The sequence below is a fragment of the Burkholderia diffusa genome (assembly GCF_001718315.1).
GTDB classification, from domain to species: domain Bacteria; phylum Pseudomonadota; class Gammaproteobacteria; order Burkholderiales; family Burkholderiaceae; genus Burkholderia; species Burkholderia diffusa_B.
In genome coordinates, this window is record NZ_CP013363.1 from 1,754,685 (window position 1) to 1,769,233 (window position 14,549).

The following is a 14,549-nucleotide window of genomic DNA, read 5'->3' on the forward strand; positions in this document are numbered from 1 at the left end:
ATGCTTCGCGATTGGCCCGGGGTGGCGCTTCAGCGCGTCACCACCCGGCCCCTGTCGATCCAATCCTGATCCGATGTCGAAAAAATACGCAGGCAAAATAATCCGTTCATAGCGCAAATCGGCAAACCGGCGATGGCGCACGGGTTATCCCGCCCCCACCGCCGGTTCGGCGTCATGCGATTTCCGCGTCACGGCCTCACGCGAACGGCACGGCCTCGAAGCCTGCCGCGAGCGCATCGACGATCCTGTCGAGCTGCTCGCGCTGGATCACGAGCGGCGGCGACAGGATGATCTTCGTGCCGACCGGGCGCACCAGTACGCCGTGCTCGCGCGCCACTTCCGCGACCGCGTTCGCATAGCCGGAAAGCGGGTCGATCGGCTCGCGGGTCTGCTTGTTCGCGACGAGATCGAGCGCGAGCATCAGCCCCTTGCCACGCACCTCGCCGACCGCCGCGAAGCGTTCGGGGAACGATCGCAGCGCTTCGAGCAGATACGCGCCCTGCTTCGCCGCATTCGCCGGCAGGTCTTCCTTCACGACGATGTCGAGGCTTGCGATCGCGGCCGCACATGCGACCGGGTGCCCGGCGTACGTGTAACCGTGCATGATCGCGCCGCCGAAGTCGGCATTCGCGGCGAACGCATCCTCGATCCGCGCGTTCACGGCCGTCGCGCCGAGCGGCACGTAACCGGACGAGATTCCCTTCGCGAGACACATGATGTCCGGGCGCACGCCCCAGCCGCGGCTGCCGAACAGGCTGCCGCTGCGGCCGAAGCCCGTCACGACTTCGTCGGCGATCAGCAGCACGCCGTAGCGGTCGCACACCTCGCGCACGAGCGGCCAGTAGTTGGCCGGCGGCACGATCACGCCGCCCGCGCCCTGCACCGGCTCGGCAATGAACGCGGCGACCGTGTCCGGGCTCTGGAACTGGATTTCGCGCTCCAGCATTTCTGCGCAGATCCGGCCGAGTTCCTCCGGATCCTGCGTGAACGGATTGCGGTACAGCCACGGCGTCTCGACGTGGAAGCAGCCGGGCAGGTTCGGTTCGTAATTGCGGCGGAACACGGTATTGCCGTTCACCGACGCGCCGCCAAAGTGCGTGCCGTGATACCCCTGCTTCAGCGAGATGAACTTCGTGCGATCGGCCTGGCCGCGCACCTTCCAGTACTGGCGCGCGATCTTCAGTGCCGTCTCGATCGAATCGGAGCCGCCCGAGCTGTACAGCACGCGCCGCATCCCTTCCGGCTCCAGCATGTCGATCAGCTTCTTCGACAGCTCTTCCGCGCGCGGATGCGAGATGCCGTCGAACAGCTGGAAGTATTCGAGCTCGTCGAGCTGGCGCACGATCGCGTCCTTCACTTCCTGGCGGTTGTGGCCGACGTTCACGTTCCACAGCCCCGCGACGCCATCGACCAGCTGCTTGCCGGTTTCGTCGAACACATAGCAGCCGTCGCCGCGCACGATGCGGATCGGCTTGCGCCGTTTCATTTCGTTCGGGTGCAGCATCGGGTGCCAGAATTTTGCTTCGTTGTAGCTCATTGCAGTCTCCACTTTCGGATAGTTCGAGCCCCGATCGAGCGATCGAGGATTGAAGTTCGAGGTTGCCGGGATGTTCGGAACGGGCGCCGCGCGTCAGTGCGCGATGCACACGGATTTGGTTTCGGTGAAACCGTCGATCGCGTACTGGCCGAATTCGCGGCCGATGCCCGACTGCTTGTAGCCGCCGAACGGCATCGACGGGTCGAGCGGAATGTGGCAGTTCACCCATACGGTGCCGGCTTCGATCTGCGGCACGAGGTTCATCACGCGTTTCAGGTCGTTGCTCCAGATGCTCGCGGCGAGGCCGTACGGCGACGCGTTCGCGAGACGCACGGCGTCGGCCGCATCGTCGAACGGCACGACGACGATCACCGGGCCGAACACCTCGTCGCGCACGATCGCGCTGTCGGGATGCGGATCGGCGATCACGGCCGGCTTCACGTAGTAGCCGGGCAGGTCGTCGGCCGGCGTGCCGCCCGCGAGAAACGTGAGGCCCGCGCGGCGCGCGCCCTCGATGTGCTGGACGACCTTGTCGCGGTGGTGCGCGGAGACGAGCGGGTTGATCTGCGCGGTGGTGTCGAGGCCCGCGCCGAGCTTCATCGACTGCGCGACGCTCGCGAGGCCGTCCGCGAGCTGCGCGAACTTGCTGCGGTGCACATAGATGCGCGACGCGGCCGCGCACACCTGCCCCTGGTTGAAGAACGCGCCAGCGGCGACGCCGTCGAGCGCCTGCCCGACGTCGACGTCGTCGAGCATCACGATCGGGTTCTTGCCGCCGAGCTCGAGCGAGAAGCGCGTCATGTTCTGCACGGCCGCCGCGCCGACCAGCTTGCCGGTCGCGGTCGAACCCGTGAACGAGATCTTCGCGATCGACGGGTGGCTCGACAGCGCGGCGCCACACGTGCGCCCGCCGGTGACGACGTTGAACACGCCGGGCGGCACGCCGGCGTCGCGGGCGAGTTCGGCCAGGCGCAGCGCGGTGAGCGGCGTTTCCGGCGACGGCTTCAGCACGATCGTGCAGCCGGCCGCGAGGGCTGGAATCAGCTTCCACACGGCGATCATCAGCGGAAAATTCCACGGCACGATCGCGGCGACCACGCCGACCGGCTCCTTGCGCGTATAGGCCGTATAGCGCGCGCCGGGCGGGAACGGGATCGACACGTCGAGCGTCTGGCCCGTGATCTTGGTCGCCCAGCCGGCCATGTAGCGCACGTATTCGACGCTCGCGCCGACCTCGATCGCGCGCGACACGTGGATCGACTTGCCCTGGTTCAGCGTTTCGAGCTGCGCGAGCGTTTCGGCGTCGGCTTCGATCAGGTCGGCGAGCTTCAGCAGGATGCGCTCGCGGTCGGCCGGACGCAGCCCGCTCCACACGCGCGTGTCGAATGCATGCTTCGCGCTGGCGACCGCGCGTTCGACGTCGTGCGCGTCGGCGTCCGCGACCGTCGCGAGCCGCTCGCCCGTCGCCGGGTCATGCACGTCGAGCCGCGCGGCCGCGTGCGCGGGCTGCATTTGACCGTCGATGAAGAGGCCGAAGTCGCGTGCGACAAAGGTGCGCACGGTGTCGCTGACCGCGACGAAGTTCGTGGTGCTCATGGGCGTCTCGATGATTGTCATGGCTGGGCCGCGTGCGCTTCGGCATGCGGGTGTCGAACCACTGTATCGACGAGGGATCGCGCCCGGTGAGCGCAAATTGGCAAGCGCGTGAGGATCGAAAAGCAGGTGAGCCAGGAACGTGGAATGGCGGCGTGCGAGCGCCGCGCTATCGTCGGATGAATCGCGCGGGGGGCATGCGGGTGCGGCGCGGAAAGAACTACAGGAACAACGCGCCGACGAGCTCGGTGCGGTTCGACACGCCGAGCTTCCGGTACATGCGCATGAGATGCGTCTTGATGGTCGGCTGACCGAGCGCGAGATCGCGCGCGATCTCCTTGTTCGAGCGGCCGTCGCGCACGAGGCGGGCGATCTGCTCCTCGCGATAGGTCAACCGCTCGTCGCAACCGATCCGGTGAATCCCGCGCCGCGCGCGCAGCAACGGGGCCAGCGCGGCTTCGGCGACTGGCTGCAACCGCGCCAGCGCATCGATCTCGCCCGGCGCGAACCGGCCCGCCGTGCCGTTGCCGGGGCCGCCGCCCGCATTGATCTTCCCGAAGCGCAGCAGCGAAAACGCGCCGACCGTCCGGCCCGCGTCGTCGCGCAGCCAGATCTCGACAACGTCGGCGACATCGTGCCGCCGCAGGAAACGGGTCCAGTACGCGGACGCATCGCGTCTTTCGTCAGGCAATTGGGAAGCAAGCGTCACGACGGCGTGAGCGCCTGCCGCGCAGCGCGACGGATGCAGCGGATCGAGCATCCGGTAGCGCGCGATGTAGGTGCGATGCATCGACTCGGGCATGCCGAACAGCTCGAAATCGGCCGGCTCTCCGCTCAGGTCGAGCCGGTAGAACACGATCGCCGACGGGCTCGCGAACGCGTCGAACGCGTCGACGCACGCGCGCAGCGCACGCTGCCAGTCGGCGGCTTCTTGATCGGCGGAAACGGGTGAGGTCGGCATGATGGCAGCGGCCGGCGGCCGAACGCGTCGAAGTTCCGGCCAGCCTACCGGCGCCGAAATGGGCCGGTGAGCACAAATCGGCAATTCATCCGTGCGTGGCGGAAGGATCCCCGCCGTATCGCGACGACGCCGAAAATCAGCGATCGCCCCGCCGGCAGCCGCATGCTCGGCGGGTCGGCGCTTCGGCGCTTCGGCGCTTCGGCGCTTCGGCGGTTCGGCGCTTCGGCGGTTCGGCGCTTCGGCGGTTCGGCGCTTCGGCGGTTCGGCGGTTCGGCGGGTCAGCGGGTCAGCGGGTCAGCGGGTCAGCGGGTCGGGACGGCAATCGTGCCGTGTGACACATCGCGCACGCGAACCGCGCGCGATCAGAACGATCGGCGAATTGCGCGCAAGCGCCTGCACTCGCCGCCTCGCGACGCAAGCGCGGCGAACGCGCCCGCCCTGTCCGCGTCAGTGCGCGTTCGCGGCGAACGTGTCGCAGGCGCTCAGTTCGCCCGATTCCATCCCGCGCCGCAGCCAGTACACGCGCTGCTCGCTGGTGCCGTGCGTGAAGCTTTCCGGCACGACGTAGCCCTGCCCTTGCTGCTGCAGCCGATCGTCGCCGATCGCGGCGGCCGCCTTCAGCCCCTGTTCGAAATCGCCGGGCTCCATCAGCCGCTGGTTCGCGCGCTGCGCGTTGTTCGCCCACACGCCGGCGAAGCAGTCGGCCTGCAGTTCCATCCGCACCGACAGCGCGTTCGAGCGCGCTTCGCTCGAACGGCGGCGCGCGGCATCGACCTTGTCCGAAATGCCGAGCAGGTTCTGCACATGATGGCCGACTTCGTGCGCGATCACGTAGGCCTGCGCGAAATCGCCGCCCGCGCCGAATCGCTTGCGCAGTTCGTCGTAGAAGCCGAGATCGATGTAGACATTGCGGTCGCCCGGACAGTAGAACGGCCCCATCGCGGTCTGACCGGTGCCGCATGCGGTCGGCGTCGAGTTCGTGAACATCACGAGCTTCGGCGGTTGGTACTGCGCATGCAACTGGGTGTTGAAGACGTCCGTCCACGTGCGCTCGATGTTGCCGAGCACCTTGCGCGTGAACACCGCGCCGGGATCGTTCGCCGGTGCACCCTGGCGCTGCGTGGGCGCGGGCTGGGCCTGCTGCTGCCGGCCCTGCAGCGCGGAGGCGCCCTCCAGCACGACGCGCGGGTCGATCCCGAAGAAATACGATGCGGCCAGCGCGACCACGATCGTGCCGATGCCGATCGTCGCGCGCCCGCCGCCGAACCCGCCGCCGCCGCGTCGATCTTCGACGTTCACGCTTTCTCTTTCGTCGTCCAGCCTCATTGCCGGCCCCTCCCTGTTCTTGTCGATGGTCCGGCCGCGCGATGCGCGACCGGGCGATCAGCCACCGCGCCCTGCGCCACCGGCAGACGCGATGCATCCGGATCGGGCGCGTTCGCACGCCGATCTTGCCGCCCGCCGCTCCGCTTGCACGACGGAATCGGCCGGCCGTCGCGCCACGCACCGATGCGCGGGCGCGCCCGCGCCATTTTGCCGGGCTTTTGCGACTTATCGCAAAAATACGGAGGATAGAGCGATTCGGCGCCGAACATCGTCAGCCTTTGCAAAATGATCGCGACCTGGCGAATCGGCCCCGTGCGGGATACCGCCCTCGACCGTTCGGCCGGTTCGCGTTCATCCTTTCGGCGGATACCGGCGTGCGGCGGCGCGGCCTAAAGTGACCGGAAACGATGCTCTTCCGGAGAACGACATGACGCACCCGCAACCCCGTACGATCGCGATCACCGGCGCAGGCACCGGCATCGGCGCCGCGTGCGCGCGCCGCTTCTCCGCCTGCGGCGATCGCGTCGTGCTGATCGGGCGGCGTCGGGCGCCGCTCGACGCGCTCGCCGCCGAGACGGGCGGCCTCGCGCTCGCCGGCGACGCCGCGAGCACGGCCGACTGGGCCCGTTTCCTGCCCGAGATCGCCGCACGGTTCGGCCCCGTCGATGCGCTCGTCGCATGCGCGGGCGGCCACGGTCTCGGCCGCGCGGACGAAACCGGCGACGCGCAATGGCGCGACGCGATGCATGCGAACCTCGACACCGCGTTCGTCAGCGCGCGCGCGTGCCTGCCCGACCTGATCGCGCGGCGCGGCAGCATCGTGCTCGTCGCATCGATCGCCGCGCTGGCGGCCGGGCCCGGCGTATGCGGCTATACGGTCGGCAAGCATGCGCTGCTCGGGCTCACGCGTTCGCTTGCACGCGACTACGGCCCGCATGGTGTGCGCGCGAACGCGGTGTGCCCGGGCTGGGTTCGCACGCCGATGGCCGATGCGGAAATGGAACCGCTGATGTCCGCGTACGGCGACACGCTCGACGGCGCTTATGCGCGCGTCAGTGCCGACGTGCCGTTGCGGCGCGCGGCCGATCCGGACGAGATCGCGGCCGTGTGCGCGTTCCTGGCCTCGCCCGACGCATCGTTCGTGACCGGCGCGACGCTCGTGGCCGACGGCGGCGCGATGGTCGTCGATGTGCCGACGCTCGCGTTCGACAAGCCGTGACGCCTGGAGACACGAAGCCCGCGTGACACCTCGTTGCAGGCGGCCGCGCGACGTTGGGCGCGTGCATTCCTGCACTCGAATGCCCGCTCCCCTGCTCCGACACACGCCGCGCACGTCTCCCGCCCCGGAAATCCGCTAACATCGGCCGATCCCGCCGCCCCCGCGCGGCCCTGCCTCACCGCTCGGAATGCGATGAACATCCGGTTTCTTGAAACCTTCGTCTGGCTCGCGAAGCTGGAGAATTTCCGGCTCACGGCCGAGAAACTGCACACGACGCAGGCGGCCGTATCGAGCCGCATCGCGTCGCTGGAAGAGGCGTTCGACGTGCGTCTGTTCGACCGCAACACGCGCTCGGCCACGCTCACGCCCGCGGGCCGGCGCATGCTCGCGTACGCGGAGCGGATCGTGCGGCTCGACAGCGAGATGCGGCGCGACATCGACGCGGCGAGCGACGCGGGCCTGATCCGGATCGGCGTGATCGAGTCGATCGTGCACAGCTGGTTTCCGGCGTTGATGGCGCACTTGCGCGAGCGCTATCCGCGCCTCGACGTCGAAATCACGAGCGACACGACGCTGCACCTGATCCGCCTGCTCAGCACCGACGGCGTCGACCTGATCCTGCAGACCGACCCGGTGCCGGGCCCCGACTTCACGAATCTGCCGCTGTGCGAATTCCCGGTGCGCTGGGCGGCGAGCCCGCGCCTCGGGCTCGGCGGCCAACGGCTCGACGTCGCGCGGCTTGCCGCGTACCCGATCATCAGCTTCTCACGTCATTCGGGGCCTCACGCAACGATCGAACGGCTGTTCGCGGCCGTCGAACGGCCGGCCAGCATCAATTGCATCACGTCGGTCGCCGCGATGATCCGGCTCGTCGCCGACGGCTTCGGCGTGGCTGCGCTGCCGCCCGCGATCATCGGGCGCGAACTGCAGGAAGGCGCGCTCGAACTGCTCGACGTCGAACCCGAGTTCCCGGCGCTGCCGCTCGTCGCGTCGTATCGCACGCAGGGCCTGCCGGTCGCCGCGCGCATCGCCGAACTGGCGAGCGAAGTGGCGCGCGCGATGCCGGCCGCATCGGGTCATGCGAAGACGGGCGCATCGGCAAAGGCAAGAGCCGATGTCGATGTCGCCAACGCTCCGGCCCGCTCGGCAAGAAAAACCGGGACCGAGGCGGCAAAACGCACGCCGAAATCCGCACCGCCCGCCACCCCGGCGAAACGCCGTCCGCCCCGCTCATAAGAAAACCTGTTCACCGCGAATTTGTTTTCTTGTTGGACGGGTGCGGCCCGTCTTCGGGACACTGCGGTTCCAGACACACCCCGTCACGAAGAACCCGCAATGACCCGCCTTTCCCTTCCACACGGCCAGCTCTGCGTCTGGACGGACATCGACCCCGCGCACGAAGCCGATTTCAACGCGTGGTACGACCGCGAGCACATGCAGGAGCGTGTCGCGATTCCCGGCTTCACGCATGCGCGGCGGTTTCGCGCGACCGACGGCGGCCCGCGCAAGTATCTGGCGCTGTACGTGACGGACACGCTCGACGTGTTCCGCAGCGACGCGTATCGGCGCGCATTCACCCAGCAAACCGCGTGGTCGCTCGCGAATTTCGAACGGATGACGGGCACGCAGCGGCGCGTCGGCGACCTGACGATCGAGGCCGGCGACGGCGAAGGCACGCATCTCGCGCTGTTCGTGCTGCCGCCCGAGCGCATCGACGTGCCGCACCTGCGCGAGCGCTTCGATGCGGTGCTGACAGAAACCGGCATCCATGCGGCACGGCTGTTCCGCACCGTGCCCGACCTGTCCGCGCCGATCGGCGCCGATGCGGCCGCGCGTCCGGCGGCCGACGCGCTCGTGCTGATCGAGGGCAGCGATGCGGCGGCCGCGCGCCGCGTCGCCACCGCCATCGCCGGTCACGACGAGGTGCGCAGCTTCGACCTGCTGTGGCGCGCCGCCGCGCCGCTGCCGGCTGCCGGCCGCGATGCCGCAACGAAGCCGGCGGCCACCGCGCTGCCCGCCTGAACGCCGATTTCGCCACCGGCCGCGTCGTCGGTCATCGGCACGCGCGCCATCCCGTCATCCTTCACGACATGCCCGACATCATGAGCACTCTCGCCCAGCCCGCCGCTCACGCACCCCGCCGCGTCCGCAACAGCCGACTCGCGACCGCGAGCATGATCGGCACGTCGCTCGAGTGGTACGACTTCACGATCTACAACACGCTCGCCGCGCTCGTGTTCAACCATCTTTTCTTTCCGTCGGTCGATCCGCTGGCCGGCACGATCCTCGCGTTCTCGACCTATGCGGTGGGCTACGTGTCGCGTCCGCTCGGCGGCTTCGTGTTCGGCAACCTCGGTGACCGCATCGGCCGCCGCGCGGTGCTGATGCTCACGCTCGTGCTGATGGGCGTGACGACCGCGCTGATGGGCGCGCTGCCGACCTATGCGCAGGCCGGCATCCTGAGCCCGATCCTGCTCGTCGCGCTGCGCTTCGTGCAGGGCGTCGCGCTCGGCGGCGAATGGGCCGGCGCGGTGCTGCTGTCGGTCGAGCACGGCGACCAGAAGCGCCGCGGGCTGTCCGCGTCGTGGACGCAGATCGGCCCGTCGTTCGGCACGCTGCTCGGCACCGGCTGCATCGCGCTCGTCACGCTTTCCACCACGTCCGACACTTTCCTGTCGTGGGGCTGGCGCGTGCCGTTCGCGGCCAGCGCGCTGCTCGTCGTGTTCGGTTTCTGGCTGCGGCGCGGCGTCGACGAAACGCCTCAGTTCGAGCAACTCGCGCAATCGCACGCGACCGCCGAGGTGCCCGTCGCCGAAGTGCTGAAGTGTCACTGGCGGCGCCTGCTGATCGCCGGCGGCTCGCGGATCGGTTCCGACGTGCTGTACGCGCTGATCGTCGTGTTCACGCTGACCTACGTGACGACCGTGCTGCACCTGTCGCGCCCGGTCGCGCTGACGGCCGTGATGGTCGGCACGGCCTGCAACGCGCTCGCGGTGCCGTTCTTCGGCGCACTGTCGGACCGCTTCGGACGCCGCCCGGTGTACCTCGCCGGCGCGATCGCCGGGATCGTGTGGGCGTTCGTGTTCTTCACGATGCTCGATTCGGCGCGGCCCGGCGCGATCGTCGCGGCGGTGGCGATCGGCCTCGTGATCCATGCGGTGATGTACGGCCCGCAAGGCGCGTTCGTCACCGAACAGTTCCCGACGCGCGTGCGTTACGCGGGCTCGTCGCTGGCCTACACGCTCGCGGGCATCGTCGGCGGCGGCTTCGCGCCGCTCGTGATCGCGACCCTGTTCCGCCAGACGGGCACGACGACGGCCGTGTCGCTGTACGTCACCGCGGCGCTCGTCGTCACGTCGATCGCACTGCTGGCCGCGCGCGAGACCGCGCACCGGCCGCTCGCGGATTGACCCTCCTGCCGATCGTCTCGTTCATTCGCACTTCAAACGGATACCCGCATGCAAGCCCTGTCGTTCAACGTAATGTCCGCGCACGGCGCACCGGCCCAGGTGGACGTCGAGATCGAACGCGCCGTGATCGCCGGCTGGGCCGGCCGCGATCCGGACGCGATCCGCGCGCACATCGACGAACTCGCGGCGCTCGGCGTCGCGCCGCCGTCGACCACGCCGTGCTTCTACCGCGTGTCGTCCGCGCTGCTCACGCAGGCGCCGTCGATCGGCGTGCTCGGCGCGCGCTCGGGCGGCGAGATCGAGTGCGTGCTGGTCGACAGCCCGGTCGGTACGCTGGTGACCGTCGGTTCCGATCATACGGATCGGGAAGTCGAGGCCTACGGCGTCGCGGTGTCGAAGCAGGTATGCGCGAAACCGCTCGGCCGCGATGCGTGGCGCCATGCGGACGTCGCCGAGCACTGGGACGCGATCGAAATGCGCTCATGGCTGGTCAAGCCCGGTGGCGAACGCGTCGTGTATCAGCACGGCGCCGTCAGCGGGCTGCTTGCGCCCGATTCGCTGTGGCAGCGCTTCGACGACCGGCGCACGATGCCCGCGCGCTGCGCGATGTTCGGCGGCACGGTCGCCGTGCACGGCGCGATCGCGGCGATGGGCGACGGTGATGCGTTCGAGATGGAGCTGCACGATCCGGTGCTCGGGCGCAGTCTTCGGCATCGATATGCGGTCGAGGTGTTGCCGGTCGTCGCGTGACGAACGGTGGCCGGTGCGCCTGCGATCAACGACATGAACCGCATGCACGCGCGCCATCCGCCTGCGCGGCTCGATGTCATCGCAAGCAGCCCAGCCCGGCCAGCGTCGCCTCCACCGCGGTATCGAGCGGCGTCATCGGCTCGTGGCCCAGCACCGCCGTTACCCGCGCGTTGTCCATCCGGAGCGGCTCGCGCCACAGATAGCGCATTTCGAGCATCTCGCGCATCGTCGTGACGAACGGTGCCGCGGCCCACACGAGCCACCAAGGGAACCGCCGCACCGTCGGCCGCATCCCGTACCGCTGCGCGACGCGGCGCACGGCCTGCGCCATCTGCGTGCCATCGGCATCCCAGTGCCCGCCGAGATGGAAGCGCGCGAACGGCTCCAGCGTGTCGCGTCGCTCGAGCAGTTCAACCATCGTGCGCGCGACGTCAGGCAGGTACGCCCATTGATGGCCGACGCCGGGCCGGCCCGGCACGCTGATGGCCGCGACGGGCCGGCCGGCCTTGACGAGCCCCTGCCCGAACCAGTTGTTGCCCGCGTGCGCCCCGAAGAAATCGCCGGCCCGCACGATGATCGTGCGGACGCCGTGCGCGGTCGCCGCCTGCAACCGCCGCTCCATCTCGACGCGGATCGCGCCCTTGCGCGTCACCGGATGCTGCGGCGCCTCTTCGCGCAACACGGGAAACGCGTCGGGACCGTAGTTGTAGATCGTCCCCGGCAGCACGATGGTCGCCTGAGCCGCCGTCGCCGCCGCGATCGTGTTGTCGAGCATCGGCAACACCTGCGTCGACCAGTTCCGGTAGCCGGGCGGGTTCACCGCGTGCACGATCACAGTGCAGCCGCGCGCCGCGCGGACCACCGCGCCGCGGTCGAGCGCGTCGCCGCGCATCCATGCGATCCCGTCGCGCTCCGCCGTCTCGGCGGCGAGCCCGCGCTTGAGCGCGCGCACCTGCCAGCCGGCATCGCGCAACTGGCGCGCGACCTCGCCGCCGATGCCTCCGCTCGCGCCGAGCACGAGTGCCTGTCGTTGCGTTCCGCCTGCGTTCACCGCCATGGCCGTTCTCCGTGAATGAACCGTTGTCTGCACGCATTCTGGCGTGGGCCGGCCTGACAAGGAATTGCCGAACCCAATGGATCGGCTATACATTTATGCATGACCACCGATCTGAACTGGGAACGCTACCGCACCTTCCTCGCCGTGCTGACGGAAGGCTCGCTGTCGGGCGCGGCGCGGGCGCTCGGCATCACGCAGCCGACGGCCGGCCGGCACGTCGCGGCGCTCGAGGCCGCGTTCGGCCAGACGCTGTTCACGCGCTCGCCGTCGGGGCTGCTGCCGACCGAGGCGGCGCTCGCGCTGCGCGGTCACGCCGAGGCGCTGCGCAGCGCGGCCGCCGCGTTCGAGCGCGCGGCCGCGAGCCACGGCGCGGGCGTGCGCGGCACCGTGCGGATCTCGGCCAGCGACGTGATCGCGGTCGAGGTGCTGCCGTCGATGCTTGCGCAGTTGCGGCGCGACCATCCTGGGCTCGTCATCGAACTGGTGCCGACCGATCGCATCCAGGACATCCTGAACCGCGAGGCCGACATCGCGGTGCGGATGGCGCCGCCCGCGCAGGAAGCGCTCGTCGCACGGCGCATCGGCGAGATCGACGTCGCGCTGCATGCCCGCGACGACTACCTGGCGCGCAACGGAACGCCGTCGTCGGCGGACGAACTCGCGCATCACGCGCTGATCGGCTTCGATACGGTGACGCCGTTCATCCGCTCGGCGGGGCGCGCGATGCCGCTGTGGAAGCGCGATGCGTTCGCGCTGCGCACCGACAGCAATCTCGCGCAGCTCGCGATGATTCGCGCGGGCTGCGGGATCGGCTTCTGCCAGAACCGGCTCGCGCAGCGCGATGCGCGGCTCGTGCGCGTGCTGCCGGACGGACCCGCGATGAAACTGGAAACCTGGGTGGTCATGCACGAGGATCTGCGGGCGAGCCCGCGTTGCAGGGCCGTGTTCGACGCGCTGGCGAACGGGCTGCGCGCGTATGCCGAAGGGACGGCCGACTAGGCCGTTCGCACTCGCCGCGCACGGGCATCGTCGCGACGCGCGCTATTCGTAAATCTTGCCGGCGAACAGGATGTCGGCCATGCGTCGCCACGGGTTGTCGGGCACGTCGTAGCCGCGCAGCCCGTCCTCGGACGCCTCGGCCCAGTCGACCATCGCCTCCAGGTACTCGCCGATCGAGCGGTTTTCCCAGCCGAGCGCGGCTGCCGCGAACGGCGACGGCGGCACGTCGGCGTCGAGCTGGCGCTCCTTGTGCCAGTCATGGCCGAGCACGCGCAGGAAATGAATCAGCGTGCGTTCGTCGATCACCCGCTCGAGCGCGTGCTGCAGCCGCGCGGCCATCTCGCCTTTCAGTTCGTCGTTCATGCGTATCGCCCCTGCTACGCAACGTTCAGAAAGCTTCCACCTCGCACCAGCCGGGATACGTTTGCTCGACGATGAAGCAATCGTCGAAGCAGACGTGCCCGAGGCGCTCGAGCGACCTCATGCACGCATCCGCAGCATCGCCGCCGAAGAACGGGCCGAGCGACACCAGCCGGTCCGACTCGTCGAAACAGTCGGCGAAATTGAATTCGCGCATGACCGCGGACAGGTCGACCGCTTTCTCGGCCAGCGCCGCGCGCCGAGCGACGATTCCGAAATCTCTCGATATTTTCATCGGCACCGACTCCCGTCGAATACGTTCTTGCGCGCCGACGCGCATGCCTGCTTCACATCAGCAATTGCCGCGACAGCACCTCGCGCGCCTGCGTGACCGTCTCGCGTTCACCCGGCATCGGCGGCGTCAGCGAGAACACGGCGTCGGGCAGCGCCGGCAGCCGGTATTTCGCGCCGAGCCGCACGAGGCCCTCGCCGATCGCCGACGCGCACAGGCAGCCGACACCGAGCCCCGCCGCCAGCATCGACTGCAGCCCCGCGACGCCCGACGCGCTGTGCACGAGCACGTACGGCGCATGCTGCTCGTCAAGCGAGCGCACGGCGATCTGATGCATCATGCAGTCGTCCGGCAGCAGCACGAGCGGCAACGGCTCGGGCAACTGCTCGGCGAGCGCGGGCGATGCGACCCACGACAGCGGCTCGCGTCGCAACACCCAGCGCGTATCGGCCGACGCGGGCCGGAACGGGCCGCTCGACAGGTTCATGACGACGCCGAGATCGATCTGTCCGCGCGCATGCGCGGCTTCGATTTCCGCGCTCTTCATCGCGCTCACGTGCAGGCTCAGTTGCGGGTAGCACTCCCGCAACCGCGCGAGCAGGCCCGCGACTTCATGCGTCCGGTAGTAATCGGTGATCGCGACGCGCAACTCGCCCTTGATCGCCTGTCCGCGAACTTCGTCGAACGCTGCCTCGTTCAATGCAACGATGCGCCGCGCATGCTGCAACAAACGTGCGCCGGCCGGTGTCGGCTCCACGCCGCGCTTGCTGCGCACGAACAGCGGCACGCCGGCGCGCGATTCGAGCTTGCGCACCTGCTCGCTCACCGTCGACTGTGACAGATGCAGCAGCGGCGCGGCCGCCGTAAGGCTGCCCGCATCCGCCACCGCCGCGAAAGTGCGCAACTGATCCAGGTCGAAACCACGCATCGCCCTCTCCATCCATCGAGTAATCCGATGGATGCTACCACCAATTCCCGCTTTTCCGATTCATCGGCAATCCGCAGAATGTTGGTTCAACGGCCCGCGCGCGCCCGATCCAACGGT

At 69.1% G+C, this 14,549-nt stretch carries 14 protein-coding genes; 6 read left to right on the forward strand and 8 right to left on the reverse strand.

The annotated features are described in order from the left end of the window. Positions 1-196: 196 nt before the first annotated feature. The 4 genes from WI26_RS23120 to WI26_RS23135 form a co-directional block, all read right to left on the reverse strand. Positions 197-1,537 (reverse strand): aspartate aminotransferase family protein, encoded by a 1,341-nt coding sequence (locus WI26_RS23120; RefSeq protein WP_059539041.1) that lies wholly within the window; start codon positions 1,535-1,537, stop codon positions 197-199. A 93-nt stretch (positions 1,538-1,630) separates the two neighbouring features. Then, the gene (locus WI26_RS23125) at positions 1,631-3,133 is read right to left on the reverse strand and encodes an aldehyde dehydrogenase family protein (protein WP_059509198.1); all 1,503 of its coding nucleotides are present in this window, start codon (positions 3,131-3,133) and stop codon (positions 1,631-1,633) included. Positions 3,134-3,350: 217 nt separating this feature from the next. After that, positions 3,351-4,091: a helix-turn-helix transcriptional regulator gene (locus WI26_RS23130; protein ID WP_069227321.1), complete on the reverse strand. Its 741-nt coding sequence runs from the start codon at positions 4,089-4,091 to the stop codon at positions 3,351-3,353. Positions 4,092-4,538: 447 nt separating this feature from the next. Continuing rightward, positions 4,539-5,417 carry a neutral zinc metallopeptidase gene (locus WI26_RS23135; protein ID WP_059468414.1) on the reverse strand — a complete coding sequence of 293 codons (879 nt, stop codon included), beginning with the start codon at positions 5,415-5,417 and terminating at the stop codon, positions 4,539-4,541. Positions 5,418-5,844: 427 nt separating this feature from the next. On the opposite strand from WI26_RS23135, the gene WI26_RS23145 reads away from it, so the two are divergent. From WI26_RS23145 to WI26_RS23165, 5 genes are all read left to right on the forward strand, one after another. Continuing rightward, positions 5,845-6,636: an SDR family NAD(P)-dependent oxidoreductase gene (locus tag WI26_RS23145; RefSeq protein ID WP_069227322.1), complete on the forward strand. Its 792-nt coding sequence runs from the start codon at positions 5,845-5,847 to the stop codon at positions 6,634-6,636. A 192-nt stretch (positions 6,637-6,828) separates the two neighbouring features. Continuing rightward, positions 6,829-7,872: a LysR family transcriptional regulator gene (locus tag WI26_RS23150; RefSeq protein WP_069227323.1), complete on the forward strand. Its 1,044-nt coding sequence runs from the start codon at positions 6,829-6,831 to the stop codon at positions 7,870-7,872. A 99-nt stretch (positions 7,873-7,971) separates the two neighbouring features. Beyond that, positions 7,972-8,658, forward strand: a complete 687-nt coding sequence (locus WI26_RS23155) for a DUF4286 family protein (protein ID WP_059468412.1) — start codon at positions 7,972-7,974, stop codon at positions 8,656-8,658. A gap of 68 nt (positions 8,659-8,726) precedes the next feature. Continuing rightward, positions 8,727-10,046: an MFS transporter gene (locus WI26_RS23160; protein ID WP_059468461.1), complete on the forward strand. Its 1,320-nt coding sequence runs from the start codon at positions 8,727-8,729 to the stop codon at positions 10,044-10,046. A gap of 48 nt (positions 10,047-10,094) precedes the next feature. Continuing rightward, positions 10,095-10,796: a DUF2848 domain-containing protein gene (locus WI26_RS23165; RefSeq protein WP_069227324.1), complete on the forward strand. Its 702-nt coding sequence runs from the start codon at positions 10,095-10,097 to the stop codon at positions 10,794-10,796. Between the two features lie 76 nt (positions 10,797-10,872). Here the strand turns inward: WI26_RS23165 and WI26_RS23170 are convergent, their stop codons facing one another. After that, complete coding sequence (locus WI26_RS23170) at positions 10,873-11,853, reverse strand: NAD-dependent epimerase/dehydratase family protein (protein ID WP_069227325.1); 981 nt, start codon at positions 11,851-11,853, stop codon at positions 10,873-10,875. A gap of 99 nt (positions 11,854-11,952) precedes the next feature. Here WI26_RS23170 and WI26_RS23175 point away from each other — a divergent pair, with 99 nt between their 5' ends. Then, positions 11,953-12,852: a LysR family transcriptional regulator gene (locus tag WI26_RS23175; RefSeq protein WP_069227326.1), complete on the forward strand. Its 900-nt coding sequence runs from the start codon at positions 11,953-11,955 to the stop codon at positions 12,850-12,852. A gap of 42 nt (positions 12,853-12,894) precedes the next feature. Here the strand turns inward: WI26_RS23175 and WI26_RS23180 are convergent, their stop codons facing one another. From WI26_RS23180 to WI26_RS23190, 3 genes are read right to left on the reverse strand one after another with little or no spacing between them, the layout of a single operon-like run. Next, positions 12,895-13,215 carry a DUF7660 family protein gene (locus WI26_RS23180; RefSeq protein WP_069227327.1) on the reverse strand — a complete coding sequence of 107 codons (321 nt, stop codon included), beginning with the start codon at positions 13,213-13,215 and terminating at the stop codon, positions 12,895-12,897. A 25-nt stretch (positions 13,216-13,240) separates the two neighbouring features. Continuing rightward, on the reverse strand, positions 13,241-13,552 hold the full coding sequence (locus tag WI26_RS23185) for a hypothetical protein (protein ID WP_069227328.1): 312 nt from the start codon (positions 13,550-13,552) through the stop codon (positions 13,241-13,243). Positions 13,553-13,559: 7 nt separating this feature from the next. Beyond that, entirely contained in the window at positions 13,560-14,432 is an 873-nt protein-coding gene (locus tag WI26_RS23190; RefSeq protein ID WP_059509127.1) for a LysR family transcriptional regulator, read from the reverse strand. Between the last annotated feature and the right edge of the window lie 117 nt (positions 14,433-14,549).